22 protein-coding genes and 1 other annotated feature are annotated in these 20,046 nt (G+C 53.6%); of the genes, 13 read left to right on the top strand and 9 right to left on the bottom strand.

The window, feature by feature from the left end; all coding sequences use genetic code 11:
* Positions 1-5 precede the first annotated feature (5 nt).
* Positions 6-797 (bottom strand): cytochrome C assembly family protein, encoded by a 792-nt coding sequence (locus VPX56_RS16815; RefSeq protein ID WP_131635738.1) that lies wholly within the window; start codon positions 795-797, stop codon positions 6-8.
* A 166-nt stretch (positions 798-963) separates the two neighbouring features.
* Between VPX56_RS16815 and ffh the strand changes: the two genes are divergently transcribed.
* From ffh to VPX56_RS16780, 7 genes are all read left to right on the top strand, one after another.
* Positions 964-2,325, top strand: coding sequence for a signal recognition particle protein (ffh, locus tag VPX56_RS16810; protein WP_131635737.1), 1,362 nt, complete (start codon positions 964-966; stop codon positions 2,323-2,325).
* 116 nt (positions 2,326-2,441) lie between these two features.
* Positions 2,442-2,690 (top strand): 30S ribosomal protein S16, encoded by a 249-nt coding sequence (gene rpsP / locus VPX56_RS16805; RefSeq protein ID WP_003863133.1) that lies wholly within the window; start codon positions 2,442-2,444, stop codon positions 2,688-2,690.
* A 15-nt stretch (positions 2,691-2,705) separates the two neighbouring features.
* Positions 2,706-3,245, top strand: coding sequence for a ribosome maturation factor RimM (rimM, locus tag VPX56_RS16800; protein ID WP_021241995.1), 540 nt, complete (start codon positions 2,706-2,708; stop codon positions 3,243-3,245).
* A 31-nt stretch (positions 3,246-3,276) separates the two neighbouring features.
* Entirely contained in the window at positions 3,277-4,044 is a 768-nt protein-coding gene (gene trmD / locus VPX56_RS16795) for a tRNA (guanosine(37)-N1)-methyltransferase TrmD (RefSeq protein ID WP_125914974.1), read from the top strand.
* 43 nt (positions 4,045-4,087) lie between these two features.
* A complete protein-coding gene (gene rplS, locus VPX56_RS16790; protein ID WP_006178051.1) occupies positions 4,088-4,435 on the top strand; it encodes a 50S ribosomal protein L19 in 348 nt (115 codons plus the stop codon).
* A gap of 132 nt (positions 4,436-4,567) precedes the next feature.
* Complete coding sequence (locus VPX56_RS16785; protein WP_131635736.1) at positions 4,568-4,972, top strand: DUF2946 domain-containing protein; 405 nt, start codon at positions 4,568-4,570, stop codon at positions 4,970-4,972.
* 39 nt (positions 4,973-5,011) lie between these two features.
* Complete coding sequence (locus VPX56_RS16780; protein ID WP_326467779.1) at positions 5,012-6,382, top strand: PepSY-associated TM helix domain-containing protein; 1,371 nt, start codon at positions 5,012-5,014, stop codon at positions 6,380-6,382.
* A 1-nt stretch (position 6,383) separates the two neighbouring features.
* On the opposite strand, the gene VPX56_RS16775 is transcribed toward VPX56_RS16780, so the two are convergent.
* The 4 genes from VPX56_RS16775 to VPX56_RS16760 form a co-directional block, all read right to left on the bottom strand.
* Entirely contained in the window at positions 6,384-6,869 is a 486-nt protein-coding gene (locus VPX56_RS16775; protein WP_131635734.1) for an OmpA family protein, read from the bottom strand.
* 12 nt (positions 6,870-6,881) lie between these two features.
* A complete protein-coding gene (gene dgcN / locus VPX56_RS16770) occupies positions 6,882-8,102 on the bottom strand; it encodes a diguanylate cyclase DgcN/YfiN (RefSeq protein ID WP_326467778.1) in 1,221 nt (406 codons plus the stop codon).
* Complete coding sequence (locus VPX56_RS16765; RefSeq protein ID WP_326467776.1) at positions 8,095-8,631, bottom strand: regulatory sequestration protein YfiR; 537 nt, start codon at positions 8,629-8,631, stop codon at positions 8,095-8,097. The genes dgcN and VPX56_RS16765 overlap by 8 nt, the downstream gene beginning before the upstream one ends.
* A 153-nt stretch (positions 8,632-8,784) precedes the next feature.
* On the bottom strand, positions 8,785-9,159 hold the full coding sequence (locus tag VPX56_RS16760; protein ID WP_326467775.1) for a DUF2799 domain-containing protein: 375 nt from the start codon (positions 9,157-9,159) through the stop codon (positions 8,785-8,787).
* Between the two features lie 214 nt (positions 9,160-9,373).
* Between VPX56_RS16760 and aroF the strand changes: the two genes are divergently transcribed.
* Genes aroF through VPX56_RS16745 form a run of 3 tightly spaced genes read left to right on the top strand, consistent with a single transcriptional unit; the run spans position 9,374 to position 12,509 of the window.
* Positions 9,374-10,444 carry a 3-deoxy-7-phosphoheptulonate synthase AroF gene (gene aroF, locus VPX56_RS16755; RefSeq protein ID WP_326467773.1) on the top strand — a complete coding sequence of 357 codons (1,071 nt, stop codon included), beginning with the start codon at positions 9,374-9,376 and terminating at the stop codon, positions 10,442-10,444.
* 10 nt (positions 10,445-10,454) lie between these two features.
* Positions 10,455-11,576, top strand: coding sequence for a bifunctional chorismate mutase/prephenate dehydrogenase (gene tyrA / locus VPX56_RS16750; RefSeq protein ID WP_131635729.1), 1,122 nt, complete (start codon positions 10,455-10,457; stop codon positions 11,574-11,576).
* Between the two features lie 60 nt (positions 11,577-11,636).
* On the top strand, positions 11,637-12,509 hold the full coding sequence (locus VPX56_RS16745) for an SMP-30/gluconolactonase/LRE family protein (protein WP_326467771.1): 873 nt from the start codon (positions 11,637-11,639) through the stop codon (positions 12,507-12,509).
* On the opposite strand, the gene pheA is transcribed toward VPX56_RS16745, so the two are convergent.
* The 4 genes from pheA to bamD all read right to left on the bottom strand — a co-directional run bounded on the left by pheA (position 12,506) and on the right by bamD (position 15,280).
* Positions 12,506-13,666, bottom strand: coding sequence for a bifunctional chorismate mutase/prephenate dehydratase (pheA, locus tag VPX56_RS16740; RefSeq protein ID WP_263611587.1), 1,161 nt, complete (start codon positions 13,664-13,666; stop codon positions 12,506-12,508). The genes VPX56_RS16745 and pheA overlap by 4 nt on opposite strands.
* A 30-nt stretch (positions 13,667-13,696) precedes the next feature.
* Positions 13,697-13,822 (bottom strand) — a sequence feature (Phe leader region).
* Positions 13,774-13,821: a pheA operon leader peptide PheL gene (gene pheL / locus VPX56_RS16735; RefSeq protein ID WP_001386991.1), complete on the bottom strand. Its 48-nt coding sequence runs from the start codon at positions 13,819-13,821 to the stop codon at positions 13,774-13,776. (Overlaps the previous feature by 48 nt.)
* 110 nt (positions 13,823-13,932) lie before the next feature.
* A complete protein-coding gene (gene raiA / locus VPX56_RS16730; protein ID WP_003863162.1) occupies positions 13,933-14,274 on the bottom strand; it encodes a ribosome-associated translation inhibitor RaiA in 342 nt (113 codons plus the stop codon).
* 268 nt (positions 14,275-14,542) lie between these two features.
* Positions 14,543-15,280 (bottom strand): outer membrane protein assembly factor BamD, encoded by a 738-nt coding sequence (bamD, locus tag VPX56_RS16725; RefSeq protein ID WP_131635726.1) that lies wholly within the window; start codon positions 15,278-15,280, stop codon positions 14,543-14,545.
* 131 nt (positions 15,281-15,411) lie between these two features.
* Here bamD and rluD point away from each other — a divergent pair, with 131 nt between their 5' ends.
* The 3 genes from rluD to clpB all read left to right on the top strand — a co-directional run bounded on the left by rluD (position 15,412) and on the right by clpB (position 19,823).
* Positions 15,412-16,392, top strand: a complete 981-nt coding sequence (rluD, locus tag VPX56_RS16720; protein WP_326467767.1) for a 23S rRNA pseudouridine(1911/1915/1917) synthase RluD — start codon at positions 15,412-15,414, stop codon at positions 16,390-16,392.
* Positions 16,389-17,120 carry a purine nucleoside phosphorylase YfiH gene (gene yfiH, locus VPX56_RS16715; protein WP_326467765.1) on the top strand — a complete coding sequence of 244 codons (732 nt, stop codon included), beginning with the start codon at positions 16,389-16,391 and terminating at the stop codon, positions 17,118-17,120. Before rluD ends, yfiH begins: the two co-directional genes overlap by 4 nt.
* A gap of 129 nt (positions 17,121-17,249) precedes the next feature.
* Positions 17,250-19,823, top strand: coding sequence for an ATP-dependent chaperone ClpB (gene clpB, locus VPX56_RS16710; protein ID WP_326467763.1), 2,574 nt, complete (start codon positions 17,250-17,252; stop codon positions 19,821-19,823).
* The last annotated feature ends 223 nt before the right edge of the window (positions 19,824-20,046 follow it).

The raw sequence follows: 20,046 nt of genomic DNA, 5'->3' as shown, positions 1-20,046 counted from the left end.
GTTACTTAGCCAGCAAATTGCTGTATGACGCGGCTGCCAAAATAGGCAAGGGTGAGAATGCCAGCCCCCGCAACGTTAAACCAGACTACGCGGCGACCCCGCCAGCCTTCGTGATAATGGCCCCATAACAGGACAATATAGACAAACCACGCGATGATGGAGAGGACCGCTTTATCGATATTCTCTACGCTGAACAGGTTTTTCATATAAAACAGCCCGGTGCAGAGCGTCAGCGTCAGCAGAACTACGCCGACCTGGGTGATGTGAAACATCTTACGTTCAATGACCATCAGCGGCGGCATTTCGTGGTTGAAGGCCAGCTTTTTGTTCTTCAGCTGGTAGTCAATCCAGGCGAGCTGCATCGCGTAGAGTGCGGCAATGATCAGCGTCGCATAGGCAAACAGCGACAGGCCAATGTGCACCAGCATTCCCGGCGTCGCTTCCAGATGCGTGATGAATTCATTGGGCATGAACGTGGCTAATGCCAGATTGATCAGCGCAAACGTATAGACAATCGGCAGCAGCAGCCAGCCGCGGTTTTTAGACGCGACGATGGTCATCACGGTACAGATCATCAGGCTGACCAGCGAGCCGACGTTCAGCACGCTCAGGTTTTGCACGCTGCCGTCGCCGGGAATAATGCGCGATTCAAGCGCAAACGCATGGCTTATGAGTGCGATCACCGCCGAAAGAATTGCCATGCGCCGCCAGCCGCTGTTTTTTTGCAGCAGTCCAGGAACGATCAGCGCGAGGCTGACAGAGTAGGCAACAAGGGCGATCAGTGCGAAAACAGGCATATGGGCGTCGACAGTCGTCTTAATAAGAAAGAGAAGCAGTATAACGTTACGTGACGCGTGCTCCAACCGTTGCATAACAACAAAGGCGCCTTCATGTTATACTCCGGCAAAATTCTGTGTATGTGTCGCTTATGCGACCCAACGTTTCTACCCCAGGCGAGAGACAATGTTTGATAATTTAACCGATCGTTTGTCGCGCACGCTGCGCAACATCAGCGGCCGCGGACGCCTTACCGAAGAAAATGTTAAAGAGACGCTGCGCGAAGTCCGCATGGCGCTGCTCGAAGCCGACGTGGCGCTGCCGGTTGTGCGTGATTTTATCAGCCGCGTTAAAGAGAAAGCGGTTGGTCACGAAGTGAACAAAAGCCTGACCCCAGGTCAGGAGTTCGTCAAAATCGTCCGTAACGAACTGGTTGCGGCGATGGGCGAAGAGAACCAGGTGCTTAACCTGGCGGCTCAACCTCCGGCCGTTGTGCTGATGGCGGGCCTGCAGGGTGCGGGTAAAACCACCAGCGTCGGTAAGCTGGGTAAATTCCTGCGCGAGAAGCACAAGAAAAAAGTGCTGGTGGTGTCTGCCGACGTCTATCGCCCGGCGGCGATTAAGCAGCTGGAAACCCTGGCAGAGCAGGTCGGCGTGGATTTCTTCCCGTCTGACGTGGCGCAGAAGCCTGTCGACATCGTTAACGCGGCGCTGAAAGAGGCGAAGCTGAAGTTCTACGACGTGCTGCTGGTGGATACCGCCGGTCGTCTGCACGTTGACGAAGCGATGATGGACGAAATCAAGCAGGTGCATGCTTCTATCAATCCGGTAGAAACCCTGTTTGTTGTTGACGCCATGACCGGTCAGGATGCGGCGAATACCGCGAAAGCCTTTAACGAAGCGCTGCCGTTAACCGGCGTGGTGCTGACTAAAGTCGACGGCGACGCCCGCGGCGGTGCGGCGCTTTCCATTCGTCATATCACCGGTAAGCCGATTAAATTCCTCGGCGTGGGTGAGAAGACCGAAGCGCTGGAGCCGTTCCACCCGGACCGTATTGCTTCCCGTATTCTCGGCATGGGCGACGTGCTGTCGCTCATCGAAGATATCGAGAGCAAGGTTGACCGTGCGCAGGCCGAGAAACTCGCCAGCAAGCTGAAAAAAGGCGACGGTTTTGACCTGACCGACTTCCTTGAGCAGCTGCGACAGATGAAAAACATGGGCGGCATGGCAAGCCTGATGGGCAAACTGCCGGGCATGGGCCAGATCCCTGACAACGTCAAATCCCAGATGGATGACAAGGTGCTGGTGCGTATGGAGGCGATCATCAACTCGATGACGCTGAAAGAACGTGCGAAGCCAGAAATCATCAAGGGTTCCCGTAAACGCCGTATTGCGGCCGGCTGCGGCATGCAGGTGCAGGACGTAAACCGCCTTCTGAAACAGTTCGACGACATGCAGCGCATGATGAAGAAAATGAAGAAAGGCGGCATGGCGAAGATGATGCGCGGCATGAAAGGCATGATGCCACCCGGTTTTCCTGGCCGTTAATCGCTTTTGAGATTGCTTTTTGCCCGAAAATGAGTAAAATTTTCGGGCTTTTAATATGACACCCGGGTTCCGTTCCTCGATGGGGCCTGGGTGTTTTATTCACACAAGAGGATGTTATGGTTACTATTCGTTTAGCTCGTCACGGCGCTAAAAAGCGTCCGTTCTACCAGGTTGTTGTAACTGACAGCCGTAATGCACGCAACGGTCGCTTCATCGAGCGCGTTGGTTTCTTCAACCCACTGGCCGCTGGCGCAGAAGAAGAAACTCGTCTGGATCTGGATCGTATCGCTCACTGGGTTGGCCAGGGCGCTACTGTTTCCGATCGCGTTGCTACGCTGATCAAAGCAGCAAACAAAGCAGCTTAATCTGTCACGGTGGTCATGATGAGCAACAAAGCACCTGTTGAACCGATCGTATTGGGAAAAATGGGTTCTTGCTACGGTATCCGTGGTTGGCTCAGAGTGTTTTCCTCCACTGAAGACGCTGATAGCATTTTTAATTACCAGCCCTGGTTTATCCAGAAAGGCGGTAAGTGGGAAGAGGTCGAGCTGGAAAGCTGGCGTCACCACAATCAGGACATCATCATCAAGCTGAAAGGCGTTGACGATCGTGATGCTGCGAATGCGCTGACTAATTGTGAAATTGTCGTGGATTCGTCGCAGTTGCCACAGCTGGAAGAGGGCGACTACTACTGGAAAGACCTTATGGGTTGCCAGGTGGTCACTACCGAAGGCTACAGCCTGGGAAAAGTCATCGATATGATGGAAACCGGGTCAAATGACGTTCTCGTCATCAAGGCAAACCTGAAAGATGCATTTGGCATCAAGGAGCGGTTGGTTCCGTTCCTCGATGGACAGGTTATCAAGAAAGTCGATCTCACTACTCAAACCATTGAAGTAGATTGGGATCCTGGTTTTTAAATTCTCCGGATAAACGGTAAAAGACGGCGCTATGTGGATTGGCATAATTAGCCTGTTTCCTGAAATGTTCCGCGCGATTACCGATTACGGGGTAACTGGCCGGGCAGTAAAGAATGGCCTGCTGAACATCCAGAGCTGGAGTCCTCGTGACTTCACTCATGACCGGCACCGTACCGTGGACGATCGTCCTTACGGCGGCGGACCGGGGATGTTAATGATGGTGCAACCCTTACGGGACGCCATTCACACAGCAAAAGCCGCGGCAGGTGAAGGCGCGAAGGTGATTTATCTGTCACCTCAGGGACGCAAGCTTGATCAAGCGGGCGTGAGCGAACTGGCGACGAATCAAAAGCTGATTCTGGTCTGTGGTCGCTACGAAGGGATAGATGAGCGCGTAATTCAAACCGAGATTGACGAAGAATGGTCTATCGGCGATTACGTTCTCAGCGGTGGTGAGTTACCGGCAATGACGCTGATTGACTCTGTTGCCCGGTTTATTCCGGGTGTACTGGGCCATGAAGCCTCGGCAACGGAAGATTCGTTTGCCGATGGATTGCTGGACTGTCCACACTATACTCGTCCTGAAGTGTTAGAAGGTATGGACGTCCCGGCAGTGTTACTGTCTGGAAACCATGCCGAGATACGTCGCTGGCGTTTGAAGCAGTCGCTGGGCCGAACCTGGCTTAGAAGACCTGAACTTCTGGAAAACCTGGCTCTGACTGAAGAGCAAGCAAAGTTGCTGGCCGAGTTCAAAACTGAACACGCGCACCAGCAGCATGAACATGATGGGAATGCGTAATACGCGCCCGAATATCAGTTTACCCAGGATAAGAGATTAAATTATGAGCAACATCATTAAACAAATTGAACAAGAGCAGATGAAGCAGGACGTACCTTCCTTCCGTCCAGGTGACACCGTGGAAGTGAAAGTATGGGTTGTTGAAGGTTCCAAAAAACGTCTGCAGGCATTCGAGGGCGTGGTTATCGCTATTCGTAACCGCGGTCTGCACTCTGCATTCACTGTTCGTAAAATTTCCAACGGCGAAGGCGTTGAGCGTGTCTTCCAGACTCACTCTCCGGTAGTTGACAGCATTGCTGTTAAACGTCGTGGTGCTGTACGTAAAGCTAAACTGTACTACCTGCGTGAGCGTACTGGTAAGTCTGCTCGTATTAAAGAGCGTCTGAACTAAGATTCGCTTAAGCGACATCCTGTTAGAAAGGGCTGGCCGAAAGGCTGGCCCTTTTTTTATCCCATCGCACCTCTCGCGTTAACCCTTTCGACATAAATCATTTACAATGCTCGCCTCTTCCCTGGAGGGTAAGTGAATAACGTACTGCATCGGCATAACTGGAAACGCGCAGCGGCACTGGCCGCGCTGTTTGCGATCCTGCTGATCGTGGTTGCGCCGCTTATCTCCGTCTCGCTGCAAAAAGATCCCATGAGCGCGATGCCGGGTATGCATCATGACATGAGCATGATGTCGATGGATGACCATCATGGCGATATGCCGCATTCCGTGCCCGTCGACCATGCGGAAGCGTGTGGCTACTGCGTGCTGATGGCGCATGTGCCGGGCGTGATGCTGGCGTTGATTGTCCTGCTCAGCGCGGTGCTGCAGAGGCTTCGCGTTAAGCCGCCGCGCCAGGCGGTCAGCCACTGGCACTTTTTCCCCTGGCTTTACCCTGATACCCGCGCGCCGCCGCGGCAGTCTGCTTTTTCCCTTTAAAAAATAAATTGATAACTTACTGCCTTAAAAAGGAAAAGTATGACTACCTGCACTCCGCGCGCGGCATGGGGAAACCTGCTGCGTCGCCTCCATTTCTACGTTGGGCTGTTTGTCGGCCCGTTTATCTTCTTTGCCGCGCTAACCGGTACGCTGTATGTGGCGACGCCGCAGCTTGAGAATGCGGTTTATCGTCATGCGCTTCACGCTGATGCCGCGGGTAAGCTGCAGCCGCTGGCGGAACAAATTGCCGTAGCGGAGAAAACCGTTGGGACAAAGCTGCGTTTGCACGCCGTTCGGCCTGGTCTGGTGAATGGTGAAACTACCCGCGTGATGTTTGCAGACCCGGCGCTTGGGCCATCTGAACATCGTGCCATTTTTATCGATCCTGTAAGCCTTGAGGTGCGCGGAGATATGACGGTATATGGCACCAGCGGGATTTTGCCGCTGCGCCAGAAGATCGATTATTTGCATAATTCATTAATGATGGGCGATTTTGGACGACTCTATAGCGAGCTGGCCGCGTCCTGGATGTGGGTGTCCGCCCTGGGAGGTATCGCCCTGTGGTTCTACATCCGACCAAAGCGCCGGATGAACAATCGCTTTCAGAATCGCCGCCGTCTGCACGTCATCCTGGGCTGGAGCCTGCTGGGCGGGATGCTGTTATTTTCCGCAACCGGGCTGACGTGGTCCCAGTGGGCAGGAGGAAACGTTGATAAGCTGCGAGCCGGGATGAACTGGCTGACGCCGCAGGTTAATACGATGCTCTCCGGTGCGCCAATGGTCATGGACGAACACGCTGAACATCGCGGCCACCACGGCGGGAGGGTAATGCCGGAGATGACGATGGCGCTTTCGCAGTTTGACGCGGTATTGCATGCCGCCCGTAATGCGGGGATCAATGCTAATAAGCTTGAGATCCGTCCGGCAAGAATGGCCGATCGGGCCTGGACGGTGACGGAAATCGATCGTAGCTGGCCCACGCAGGTGGATGCCGTTGCGGTTGATCCCCGAACGATGCAGATTCTGGACAGAACCTGCTTTGATGACTTCCCGTTAATGGCAAAACTCACCCGCTGGGGCGTAGATTTCCATATGGGGATCTTGTTTGGTCTGGTCAATCAGCTTTTGCTTATCGCGTTCGGTATTGCGTTGTGCGTGCTGATTATCTGGGGATACCGGATGTGGTGGATGCGTCGTCCTGCACTATCTGCGTCTAACCCTGTCCAGACGCTTTGTCAAAGCTGGCTGGCTCTACCGCGTTGGGGGAGGGCCGTGACGTTGGCGGCAGGCGTACTGCTGGGGCTGGCATTGCCGGTGATGGGCGTCAGTCTGGCGATATTCATCATCGTTGACTGGCTGAGATGGCGAGCGGCCTCTGGGGTGTCGCTCACCGAATCGTCCGCTAAATAACCTATGGCGTGCTGATGACCACCGCAACGCGGCGGTTTTCAGCACGTCCTTGTGGGGTGCTGTTGCTGGCTACAGGATATTTTTTGCCTAATCCCTGCGTCGTGAAGTTGCTGCGGGGGGCGTGGGCTCCTTTCGCCCAGGCATCAGCCACCACGTTCGCACGTTTTAACGACAGCGCTTCGTTGTAGCTCTCTTCGCCGTAATTGTCGGTATGCCCGTCCATACGCGCGTGGTTCAGGCCGGTTGCTGCCAGGCGTGATGCCATGGTCTGGATCTGCGTTTCACTTTCCGGACGCAGTCTGGCATCGTTTTTATCAAATAATATTTTGTCCGAAAGGCCCAGGGACCAGTCGCCGTTCAGTTCGTTAAAGCCGTAAGACTTCATCGCCGCAATTTGCTCTGGCGTGAATTTGCCCTTTGGCTGCGTCTGGCAGCCTGTCAGAACCAGTGATGCCAGCAACAGCGGCGTGAAGTATCGCTTTAACATAGTGTATCCTTCCTAACTTATTGTTTTTGTACGCTGGTTTTTGACCTGGTACATGTTGCGGTCCGCTCGCTCCAGCAATGCTTCCAGAGATGCATTTTCCCACGCCAGAGCAAAGCCAATGCTGAGTGACATTGATGCGGTATGCCCGTTATGCAGATCGAACGGGCGAATAAACTGCTGCGAAAGCGCAGCACAAATGTCTTTAACCTCATGTTCAGAATGGACGCCGTACAGCACCATTGCGAACTCATCGCCGCCCAGACGGTATGACTGATGGCGCTTATCACCAAACTCAACCATTCTGCTGGCGACCTCAATGAGGACGCAGTCTCCCGCCGCATGTCCCCAGGTATCATTAATTAGCTTAAAGTTATCGCCATCCAGAAAAAGCAGGGCCGAATTCGATTTTGCAGAAGTGTCATTCATCAATGCCGCAATGCTGTTACGAAATGCAGCGCGGTTCGCCAGCCCCGTCAGGGGATCGTGCATGGCGGTGCGCATCAGCTGAGCATTCTTCGCCTGCAGCTTAAGCTGCCACTCTTCCATTTCATCCAGAAGGCTGTTGAAATCTTCACCAAACTGGTGAAATTCTTCAATACGGCCTGCCTTGACCCTGCGGGAGAAATTACGGTTGGTGCGGACATCATGAACGACGTCCGTGATGTTCTGCATGGCGGTGACCATGCCGTGGTGCAGCGAGCGGGTAATGGTGAGCGCAACGGCAGAAGCAAACAGTATGCAGCCGGTGAGTACGGCAAATGACATCCAGATAAAATGGCTGATAAGGCTGTCGCGTGCGGTAAGGCGAATTTCGCCTATGGTATTGCCGTTATGCATTATTGGCTGTGTAACCGGAACAGGGAACAGCCAGCGGCTAACCAGCGCACCCAGGGTGTCGGTGTTATCCTCAGGGTTCCATGACCAGTAGGCAAACTGTTTTTTGTTGACGTTGAGGACTTCCGCAGCCGCAAACTGCCCCTGTTTGCCGAGGGTCGCGAGGGTTTCATTGGCCGCCAGAGCATCATTAAACACCAGAGAGGCCTCGAGACTGTGGCTCATGGTTGCGCCAGTTAATTCGAGATTTTTTTGAGCGTATTGCTTTAATGTCACCACGGAGGCAAAACACAGCAACAGCCATATAAACGTCATTGTTATTATGACGCTTATCATACTGATACGTCGTAGCGTTCTTTTAAACGTAGGACGCGGTGTTGAAGTGAAATCCTTATTCATGCTTCTTATTCCGTGCCAGCATTAATACATCCGGATTGACTCTAACGCCACTGCGAGACAGTGCATCCAGATTGACGGAAAACCTTACCCGGACGTCTTCTATTATCAGACAAAATGCGCTGCCAATAACACATTCCAGATTTTGCTCTGAGATTAATAACAACGCTCGGCCCTGATATTGACTTATTAAATCAAGCTGTTGGGCAGGGGATTCGCTCCCGAAATATATTGCGTCGCACATTGCTGTTAGTGCTTCCCGGTCGTTACGTACAATGACAGAGGTATAAGGCAACTCGCTTTGCCCGTCTTCACGGCTGAGTGCCTGCACATAGTGAGATGTGGCATAAATACAAAGTTTGGGCAGTCCGGAGAGGGACGGCCATCGGGTATAACTCACAATACCGGAAACAATAGAACGTACTGATTTATCGGTATCTGTGGGCGTGCCCGCAGCCGCTGAACCAGCCGTAAGGATCAGTACGAGCACCAGGGTAAGTCGGAACAAAGAGATCAAGAATGAATTTCTCACCAGAATCCGCCAAACCGCTCTGGAAATAGATGTCCTTAAGAGTTGCAGGCAGAATAGCATTGTTTATCAAAGCCGTCATTATGTCAGCAATGCAACTGAGTTGACTTAGGTTAAATCTGACAGTTGTATTTATTCTGATGGTTAAAAATATAATCAATTAAGTCTGCTGCTGCTCATGCTTTCTTCCGTTCCTTTTTGCCATGCCTCATGCAGTCTTGCCGCATTATCAGCGGTATCACAGCTAGCAGGGAATGATTTACCCGCCAATCCCCAGGCATGAATGAATCCTTCCTCGCACACTTTTTTTTGGCCGTCTTTATAGCCACGAAGATATTCGCTGCGGTCAACATGCGCATCGTTAAAGATATCGGCCAGGGCCTGATTATCTTTAACCGATAGTCCATTCATGGCGTCTTCCTTACCGGCATCAAACCAGCTGGGGCTTGTCCAGTCGGGCTGAAACGTATAAGGATTGATTTGGCAGCCCGACAAAAGCAAGACCAGCAGCGTAACAGCCATCGAATGCATAGCGATTCTCCTTTATTCTTCAGCATAGCCTGGCATGAATAAAGATGTGTGTAATTTTAAGTTTACGTATTTAGCGGCTGTTTTTTGCAATAAATTGGCTTCTGTAAACTTATTTTTACGTATTTTGGATTGAAATCTTTACTTGTTGTGGTATCGTTGTTCCACCTCTCCGAGGAAACAAACTATCGCAAACGAGCCAGACAGGATCGCCACCATGCAAAAAGACGCGCTGAACAACGTACACATTACCGACGAACAGGTTTTAATTACTCCCGAACAACTGAAAGCGGAATTCCCGCTGAGCATCGCGCAGGAGGCTCAGATTGAGCACTCGCGCCAGACTATTTCTGACATCATTGCTGGCCGCGATCCGCGCCTGCTGGTGGTGTGTGGTCCTTGTTCCATTCACGATCCTGAAACCGCCATTGAGTACGCTCGTCGATTTAAAACATTAGCGGAGGAGGTCAGCGATAGCCTCTATCTGGTGATGCGCGTCTATTTTGAAAAGCCACGTACTACCGTAGGCTGGAAAGGATTGATTAACGATCCGCACATGGATGGCTCGTTTGATGTGGAAGCAGGCCTGAAGATTGCGCGTCGCCTGCTGGTGGAGCTGGTCAGCATGGGGCTGCCGCTGGCAACCGAAGCGCTGGATCCGAATAGCCCGCAGTACCTGGGCGATCTGTTTAGCTGGTCTGCGATTGGTGCACGCACCACGGAATCGCAAACGCACCGCGAAATGGCCTCTGGCCTGTCGATGCCGGTCGGCTTTAAAAACGGTACCGACGGCAGCCTGGCAACGGCGATTAACGCGATGCGCGCCGCCGCCATGCCGCACCGTTTCGTCGGCATTAACCAGGCGGGCCAGGTGTGCCTCCTGCAAACCCAGGGTAACCCGGATGGGCACGTGATCCTGCGCGGCGGAAAAGCGCCGAACTACAGCCCTGCGGACGTGGCGCAGTGTGAAAAAGAGATGGAACAGGCGGGACTGCGCCCGGCGCTGATGGTAGATTGCAGTCATGGTAACTCTAATAAAGATTACCGTCGCCAGCCTGCGGTTGCGGAATCCGTGATCGCACAGATCAAAGATGGCAACCGTTCGATTATCGGTCTGATGATTGAGAGCAACATTCACGAAGGCAATCAGTCATCTGAACAACCGCGCAGCGCAATGAAGCACGGCGTGTCCGTAACGGACGCCTGCATCAGCTGGGAAACCACCGATGCGCTGCTGCGTGAGATCCACAAAGATTTAAACGGCCAGCTGTCGTCGCGTCTGGCTTAAGAGGTTAGCTATGGTTGCTGAATTGACCGCATTACGCGATCAAATTGATGAAGTGGATAAGGCGCTGCTGGACCTGCTGGCGCGCCGTATGGCATTGGTTGCAGAGGTAGGTGAGGTCAAAAGCAAGTACGGCCTGCCGATATACGTCCCGGAGCGCGAAGCCTCGATGCTCGCCTCCCGCCGTAAAGAGGCCCAGGCGCTGGGCGTTTCGCCAGATTTGATCGAAGATGTTCTGCGTCGCGTGATGCGGGAATCCTATTCCAGCGAAAACGACAAGGGCTTCAAAACCCTCTGTCCTTCGCTGCGCCCGGTGGTGATCGTGGGCGGCGGCGGCCAGATGGGGCGTCTGTTTGAAAAAATGCTCACGCTGTCAGGCTACCAGGTGCGCATTCTGGAGAAAGATGACTGGGCTCGCGCGCCAGAGCTGATGAAAGATGCGGGAATGGTCATCGTCAGCGTGCCTATTCACGTCACGGAACAGATCATCGGGAAGCTTCCTGTCCTGCCGGAAGATTGCATTCTGGTGGATTTAGCCTCCGTCAAAAATGGGCCGCTGCAGGCAATGCTGGCGGCGCATACCGGCCCGGTGCTGGGTCTGCATCCGATGTTTGGCCCGGACAGCGGCAGCCTTGCAAAGCAGGTTGTCGTCTACTGCGACGGCCGTCAGCCGGAAGCGTACCAGTGGTTCCTGGAACAGATTCAGGTCTGGGGCGCGCGTTTGCACCGTATTAGCGCGGTTGAGCATGACCAGAACATGGCGTTCATCCAGGCGCTGCGCCACTTTGCGACCTTTGCTTATGGCCTGCATCTGGCGGAAGAGAACGTTCAGCTTGAACAGCTGCTGGCGCTCTCTTCACCTATTTACCGTCTGGAGCTGGCGATGGTCGGGCGTCTGTTTGCGCAGGACCCTCAGCTTTACGCCGACATCATTATGTCTTCCGGGAATAATATTGCCCTCATCAAACGCTACTATCAGCGCTTCGGTGAAGCCATCACCCTGCTGGAGCAGGGGGATAAACAGGCGTTTATCGACAGCTTCCGTAAGGTAGAGCACTGGTTCGGTGACTATGCGACGCGCTTCCAGAGCGAGAGCCGCACGCTGTTGCGCCAGGCAAATGACAGTCGCCAGTAATGCGATGATGTATATACTGAAAGCCAGCATTGCTGGCTTTTTTCATTTTGGGGACCTGTCATGGCTGAACCGCAGCTGCTGTTGAATTACACCGGGCACTTGCCTGAGTGCCCGACGTGGAGTGCAGAAGAAGATGCGCTCTACTGGGCTGATATTCTGGAAGGGGAGATCCACCGTTATCATTTGCCAACGGGCGAGCATTCAGTGCTCTCTTTCCACGAAGAGGTGGGCTGTTTTGCTCTGCGCGAACGCGGTGGGTTTATCGTTGCGATGCGAACCGGCATCTGGCTGACCGATAAGCACGGCCTGCTGCGACGCAAGGTGTGTGATAACCCGTCTAACCCGCAGCTCGCACGTTTTAATGATGGTGGAACCGATTATCTGGGGCGATTCTACGCCGGTACGTTTTGGGGGCCGGGGGATTACAACGGCGCCCTGCTGATGCGCATCGACAATGACCTGACGCCGAAAGTGATCCAGTGTGATATTCACGGCCACAACGGCTTAGCGTTTAGCCCGGATAATCAGTGGATGTTTACCTCAGACACGCCAAACGGCGTTATCTATCGCACGCCGCTTGATGAGCAGGGCGAACCCGGTCAGCGTGAGGTATTTCGCCGGTTTAACGAGGGGGAGGGTATACCCGACGGGGCGGCGATGGATAGCGAGGGCTGTTACTGGAGCGCACTGTTCGATGGCTGGCGCATTGCCCGTTTTTCACCGCAGGGCGAGCAGCTGGAAGAGCATCGGCTGCCGGTGCGTTGTCCGACGATGGTTTGCTTTGGCGGCGAGGACATGAAAACGCTGTTTATTACCACCACGCGGGAAAATATGGACGAGGACGAGGTGGCGCAGTATCCCCTTTCTGGCGCCATCTTCACCCTGCCGGTCAGCGTGGCAGGGATGAAGAAAAGCCGCTTTATCGAACGTTAGGCCGGGTCGACCGGGACGACGTTTTCGCTCGGATAGCAGCCCAGCACCTTCATTGAACGGGTGATCTCGCCCAGCTCGCGCAGGGCTTTCTGCATGGATGCAGATTCCAGGTTGGCCTGAATATCAAGATAGAACATCTCTTCCCACGGATTGCCGTTAATGGGGCGAGATTCCAGCTTGGTCATGATCAGGTTGTGGTTACGCAGTACCAGAAGCGCCTCTACCAGTGCACCGGCCTGCTGGCCGGTCGCCATCAACAGGGTGGTTTTGGCTGGTACCTGATCCGAAACGTCAATGGCCTTACGTGCCAGCACCACGAAGCGGGTAATGTTTTGCGTCTGGTTTGCCAGGTTACGTTCCAGCACCTGCAGGCCATACAGCGCGCCACCGGCTTCACTGCCGAGCGCAGCAACGGTTGGCGAGTTCGCCTGGGCTACTTTTTCCATCGCCGCAGAGGTGCTTTCGGTGTACTCGATTTTCCAGTTCGGATAGCGGTTGAGGAACTGGCTGCACTGCTGGAAAGGCTGCGGGTGGCTGTATACCGTTTCGACCGTGCTCAGGTCGGTGGAGCCGGAGACCAGCACGCAGTGATCGATAGGGATCGTCAGCTCGCCAACCAGCGACAGGCTGGTGTGCTGCAGCAGATCGTAAACGTCGTTGATGGCGCCGGAGCTGGTGTTCTCTATCGGCACCACGGCGTAATCTGCCTGGCCGGTCTCGACCTGGTTAAAAATGTCGGCAAACTTCGCGCAGCCGCTCTCAATAAACTCTTCAAAATGGCGCGCTGCGTACTGACGCGCAGCAAGGTGTGAGTACGAACCTTTCGGGCCGAGGAAGGCGATACGCGCAGAGTGCGGGTTGGTTTTATTCAGATGCTGCTGCAGTAACGCCTGCTGGGTCAGAACGGAATCTTCAATAATGAGCTGGAACAGGCGGGTGATGTAGTGGGCATCAAGATGATGCGCTTTGCCAAGCTGAATCAATCGCTCCAGTAAATCGCGCTCGCGGTCGATATCGCGCACGGGGCGGTGGGAATCCAGCTTGGCTTTGCCCACCTCCACGGCAAGCGTGCGGCGTTCGGCCAGCAGGGCCAGTAATTTTTCATCCAGCGCGCTGATTTTTACGCGCAGATCCAATAACGGGTTTTCCGGTGTCATAGTGTTGCCTGTCTCATTTTATCGTTATCAATAAAAAAGGCCCCCCGGAGTGGGAGGCCTTGTTGTTCGTCTTCGCATTCTTTATCACACGACGAAACGCCTCCCGGTCAGGGGAAGGTAAAAAAGAATGCGAAGAAGAACGGCGTGTGTTTCATAAGGTCATCCTGTGATTGATACCGTTAAAGTACCCGTACTGTTTTCACCCTGTCAATAAAAAACAAAAAACGCGCCCGAAGGCGCGTTGGCGGTACACTCAATTTAAAGGATTACTCTTCTTCAACTTCTTCCGCGAAGCTGGCGTCTTTCACCGATGTTGCGGCGCGACGGGCTTCACCTTTGTGTTGCACTTTATTGAGCTGCCGTTCCAGCTTGTTGATCAAATCGTTAATAGCGGTGTACATATCCTCGTGTTTTGCGCTGGCGACCAGATGGCCGTTTGGAGTATTGATAGTTGCGTCAGCGATGAAACCCTGCGGCTCCTTGGACAGGATGATATGTGGATTAATCAAATGAGTTTGCCATTTATCCAGTTTGGCGAGACGGTCTGCGACGTGCTGGCGGATTGCCGGAGTAATTTCCATTTGTTTACTGGTAATGTTCATTGTCATAAATTTTACCTCTTGTCTTTCCGTCTTGGTGATTCCAGCATACCCGACCTAATGTCAAAATGTGTGATTTAGATCACGTTATTTTGTCGGTTTTTGTCAGGGAATCTTTTTTGTGAGGAAGGGCAGGAAGAGGTGAGATTTACCTTGTCGAAGGCAAAAATTGGGGCCATAGTTGACTGGATGTGTTGAGGCTAACGCCCTTCAGCGACGCTCTAAAATGAATAAAAAAACGGCAGCCTTCGGGCTGCCGTTTTGCATTGAGGCAATATCAGGTGTTGCTGCTGTTTGCGGCAATGATTTTCGCCACTTTTTCAGCCTGAGACGTCATCTGCATCTGACGATAAGCATTTTCCATCAGCTTCAGGCCATCGCGCGTTGCCTGGGTATCCGGGTAATCGCGCAGCATACCTTCTACACGGTTAACGACCGCAACCCATGCACCACGGCGGGTATAGTATTCCGCCACAGAGTATTCGTATTTCGCCAGACGATCTTTCAGGAACACAAGACGCTTGGTGGCGTCGGTAATGTACTGACTGTTCGGGTAGCCGCGCACCAGCTTGGAGAAGTCATTGAAGGCATCACGCGCGTGCTGCGGGTCACGGTCGGAACGATCCACGCCGAAGAAGCCCTGCAGAGCACTGTCATCCAGCGCCATGTTAGTCAGACCGCGCATATACATCACGTAATCGATGTTAGGATGGGTCGGGTTCAGACGCATGAAGCGATCGATGGCTGCCTGAGCCAGCGGCAGATCGGCATTTTTATAATAGGCGTAGATGAGATCTAACTGCACCTGCTGCGAGTAAGGGCCAAATGGATAGCGATTATCCAGCGCTTCCAGTTGCGTTATCGCCTGTTTCCAGTTACCGTCCTGCAACTTTTGTTGTGCAGTCGCATAGATTTCATTCGGCGGATTGTCAGGGACCTGTTCATTTGAACCGGAGCAGCCCACCAAAGCCAGGCTCAACGTGGCCGCTGCCACCAGATATTTCATGCGCGTCATGACGTTTTGACTTTCCTCAAATGTTTGTCCGGGAGAAACTCTGTTCCTGCTCCCGATTAAGACCAGCTACAATAGCACACTATATTAAACGGCGAAGCCGTAAAACCCAACGTTAAACGAAGAAGCAGTTTATGGCACAACGAGTAGAACTCACCGCAACAGTCTCCGAAAATCAGCTCGGTCAACGCTTAGATCAGGCTTTGGCCGAATTGTTCCCTGATTATTCGCGTTCACGTATAAAAGAATGGATCCTTGACCAGCGCGTGCTGGTAAACGGCAAGATCTGGGACAAACCAAAAGAGAAAGTGTTAGGTGGGGAAGCTGTCGCCATCAATGCTGAAATCGAAGAGGAAATCCGCTTCGAGCCGCAGGACATCCCGCTGGACATCGTCTATGAGGATGATGACATTCTGGTGATCAACAAGCCTCGTGGCCTTGTGGTTCACCCGGGCGCGGGAAATCCTGACGGTACGGTACTTAACGCGCTTCTCCATTATTATCCGCCGATCGTGGACGTACCGCGTGCCGGGATTGTGCACCGTCTGGATAAAGACACGACCGGCCTTATGGTAGTGGCGAAGACCGTTCCTGCTCAGACTCGTCTGGTGGAATCGCTGCAGCTGCGCGAAATTACGCGTGAGTATGAAGCGGTAGCGATCGGTCATATGACCTCTGGCGGCACGGTTGAAGAGCCGATCAGCCGTCATCCAACCAAACGTACCCATATGTCGGTGCATCCCATGGGGAAACCGGCGGTGACGCATTACCGCATTATGGAGCATTTCCGCATTCACACGCGTCTGCGGTTGCGTCTGGAGACGGGGCGTACGCACCAGATCCGTGTTCATATGGCACATATCACTCATCCGCTGGTGGGTGACCAGGTGTATGGTGGTCGTCCGCGTCCGCCAAAAGGCGCATCGGAAGCATTCATTAGCGTTCTGCGTAAATTCGATCGTCAGGCGCTGCATGCAACCATGCTGAGGCTTTACCACCCAATCTCCGGTATTCAGATGGAGTGGCATGCGCCGATCCCACAGGATATGGTGGAGCTTATCGAAGCGCTGCGCGCTGATTTTGAAGAACATAAGGATCACGTGGACTGGTTATGACCAAACTGATTGTCCCGGAGTGGCCGCTGCCTGAAGGTGTGGCAGCCTGCAGTTCGACCCGAATTGGCGGTGTGAGCCAGGGGGCGTGGGAGTCGTTGAACCTCGGCGCGCACTGCGGTGACAGCCTGGAACACGTTGAAGAAAACCGTAAACGTCTGTTTGCTGCGGGCAAGCTACCGTCGAAACCGGTCTGGCTTGAGCAGGTTCACGGCAAGGATGTATTGACGCTGTCGGGGGAGCCCTATGCGTCTAAACGTGCCGATGCTTCCTACAGCAACACGCCGGGAACGGTGTGCGCCGTGATGACCGCTGACTGCCTGCCGGTTCTGTTCTGTAACCGTGCGGGCACTGAAGTGGCGGCAGCCCATGCGGGCTGGCGCGGTCTGTGTGAAGGTGTGCTGGAAGAGACTGTCGCCTGCTTTAACGATGAGCCAGACAATATCATCGCCTGGCTCGGCCCGGCCATTGGCCCCCGAGCATTTGAAGTGGGACCAGAGGTCCGTGAAGCATTTATGGAAAAAGATCCGCAGGCAGCGGATGCTTTCCTCCCGTCCGGGGAGAAATACCTGGCCAATATTTACCAGCTTGCGCGCCAGCGCCTGAATAATGTCGGCGTGACGCAGATCTTCGGCGGCGATCGCTGCACCTTCACCGAAAAGGGTGATTTTTTCTCCTATCGCCGCGACAAGACGACGGGTCGTATGGCAAGTTTCATTTGGCTGATATAACCTAAAGAATCAAGACGATCCGGCACGTGCCGTTTTCTTTTCACATAATTCAGGTCATTAACCTTGAATAATTGAGGGATGACCTCATTTAATCTCCAGTAGCAAATTTGACCTGTTATGGGAGGAGTTATGCGTCTGGATCGTCTTACTAATAAATTCCAGCTTGCTCTCGCCGATGCCCAGTCTCTCGCACTGGGGCACGACAACCAATTCATCGAACCTCTTCATTTAATGAGCGCCTTGCTGAATCAGGAAGGGGGATCGGTACGTCCTTTATTAACGTCCGCTGGCATCAATGCTGGCCAGCTGCGTACAGCTATCGATCAGGCGCTGAGCCGTTTACCGCAGGTAGAAGGTACCGGCGGCGACGTCCAGCCGTCCCAGGATCTGGTGCGCGTGCTGAACCTTTGCGACAAGCTGGCGCAAAAACGTGGGGACAACTTTATTTCGTCGGAGCTTTTTGTTCTGGCGGCGCTTGAATCACGCGGTACCTTGACCGACCTGCTGAAAACTGCCGGTGCGACCACCGCCAACGTGACTCAGGCGATTGAGAACATGCGCGGAGGTGAAAGCGTGAACGATCAGGGAGCCGAAGACCAACGTCAGGCTTTGAAGAAATTTACGGTCGATCTGACCGAGCGTGCTGAACAGGGCAAACTTGACCCGGTTATCGGTCGTGATGAAGAAATTCGCCGTACCATCCAGGTGCTGCAGCGCCGTACCAAAAATAACCCTGTGCTGATTGGTGAACCGGGTGTCGGTAAAACCGCCATCGTTGAAGGCCTGGCGCAGCGTATCGTTAACGGTGAGGTGCCGGAAGGGCTGAAAGGCCGCCGCGTGCTGGCGCTGGACATGGGCGCGCTGGTGGCCGGTGCGAAATACCGCGGCGAGTTCGAAGAGCGTCTCAAAGGCGTGCTTAACGACCTGGCGAAGCAGGAAGGCAATGTTATCCTGTTTATCGACGAACTGCATACCATGGTCGGTGCGGGTAAAGCGGACGGCGCGATGGATGCCGGGAACATGCTGAAACCGGCGCTGGCGCGCGGTGAGCTTCACTGCGTCGGTGCCACTACGCTTGATGAGTATCGTCAGTACATTGAGAAAGATGCCGCGCTGGAACGTCGTTTCCAGAAAGTGTATGTTGCTGAGCCAAGCGTTGAAGACACCATCGCAATCCTGCGTGGTCTGAAAGAACGCTATGAGCTGCACCACCATGTGCAGATCACTGACCCGGCTATCGTGGCTGCGGCGACGCTTTCGCATCGCTATATTGCTGACCGCCAGCTGCCGGATAAAGCCATCGACCTTATTGATGAAGCTGCATCCAGCATTCGTATGCAGATTGACTCAAAGCCGGAAGAGCTGGACCGACTCGACCGTCGTATCATTCAGCTCAAGCTGGAACAGCAGGCGCTGAAGAAAGAGTCTGATGAAGCCAGTAAGAAACGCCTGGATATGCTGAACGAAGAGCTGGACGATAAAGAGCGTCAGTACTCTGAGTTAGAAGAAGAGTGGAAAGCGGAGAAAGCTTCTCTTTCTGGCACCCAGACGATCAAATCAGAACTGGAACAGGCAAAGATTGCCATTGAGCAGGCGCGTCGCGTTGGCGATCTGGCGCGGATGTCCGAGCTGCAGTACGGCAAAATTCCTGAGCTGGAGAAACAGCTTGAGATTGCGACGCAGTCCGAAGGCAAAACGATGCGTCTGTTGCGTAATAAAGTGACGGATGCCGAAATTGCTGAAGTGCTTGCCCGCTGGACCGGTATTCCTGTGGCGCGCATGCTGGAAGGCGAACGCGAAAAACTGCTGCGCATGGAGCAGGATCTGCATAACCGCGTTATTGGCCAGAACGAGGCGGTTGAAGCGGTTTCCAACGCTATCCGCCGTAGCCGTGCCGGGCTGTCTGACCCGAATCGCCCAATTGGTTCGTTCCTGTTCCTCGGGCCAACCGGTGTCGGTAAGACCGAGCTGTGTAAAGCGCTGGCTAACTTTATGTTCGACAGCGACGACGCGATGGTGCGCATTGATATGTCCGAGTTTATGGAGAAACACTCCGTCTCGCGTCTGGTCGGTGCGCCTCCGGGATATGTCGGCTATGAAGAAGGTGGCTATCTGACGGAAGCGGTCCGTCGTCGTCCTTATTCCGTCATCCTGCTGGATGAAGTGGAAAAAGCGCACCCGGATGTGTTCAACATTCTGCTGCAGGTTCTTGATGACGGTCGTCTGACGGACGGCCAGGGGAGAACGGTCGACTTCCGTAACACGGTTGTCATTATGACCTCTAACCTGGGTTCCGATTTGATTCAGGAACGTTTCGGTGAACTGGATTACGGTCATATGAAAGATTTGGTGCTCGGTGTAGTTAGCCAAAACTTCCGTCCGGAGTTCATCAACCGTATTGATGAAGTGGTGGTGTTCCATCCTCTGGGTGAGAAACACATTGCGTCGATTGCTCAAATCCAGCTGCAGCGTCTGTATAAACGTCTGGAAGATCGGGGATATGAAATCCACATCTCTGACGATGCGCTGAAGTTGCTAAGCGAGAATGGTTACGATCCGGTGTATGGGGCGCGTCCATTGAAACGCGCTATCCAGCAGCAGATCGAAAACCCGCTGGCGCAGCAGATCCTTTCCGGGGAGCTGATTCCTGGCAAAGTTATCCGTCTCGAAGCCAACAACGATCGCATTGTGGCAGTGCAGTAAGTCACAAAATGCAAAAACGGGCCGCTTGCGGCTCGTTTTTGTTTAAAAACCAGGCGAAAATTGAGGTTCGGAAGGTGATTTGCCTGGAAAGTGAGCAGTCAGTAAATAATTTTCACTTTATCCTTGCGGCTTCAGAATAACGCCCTATAATGCGCCTCCACTGACACGGAACAACGGCTTACAGGCCGCCGGGTCAACGGAGAAAAGCGAATTTAACACTTGA

Source organism: Enterobacter wuhouensis, assembly GCF_035835995.1.
Classification (GTDB): Bacteria; Pseudomonadota; Gammaproteobacteria; order Enterobacterales; family Enterobacteriaceae; genus Enterobacter; species Enterobacter wuhouensis.
The sequence above is the reverse complement of the archived record's forward strand: the minus strand, read 5'-3'. Positions and strand labels throughout refer to the sequence as shown.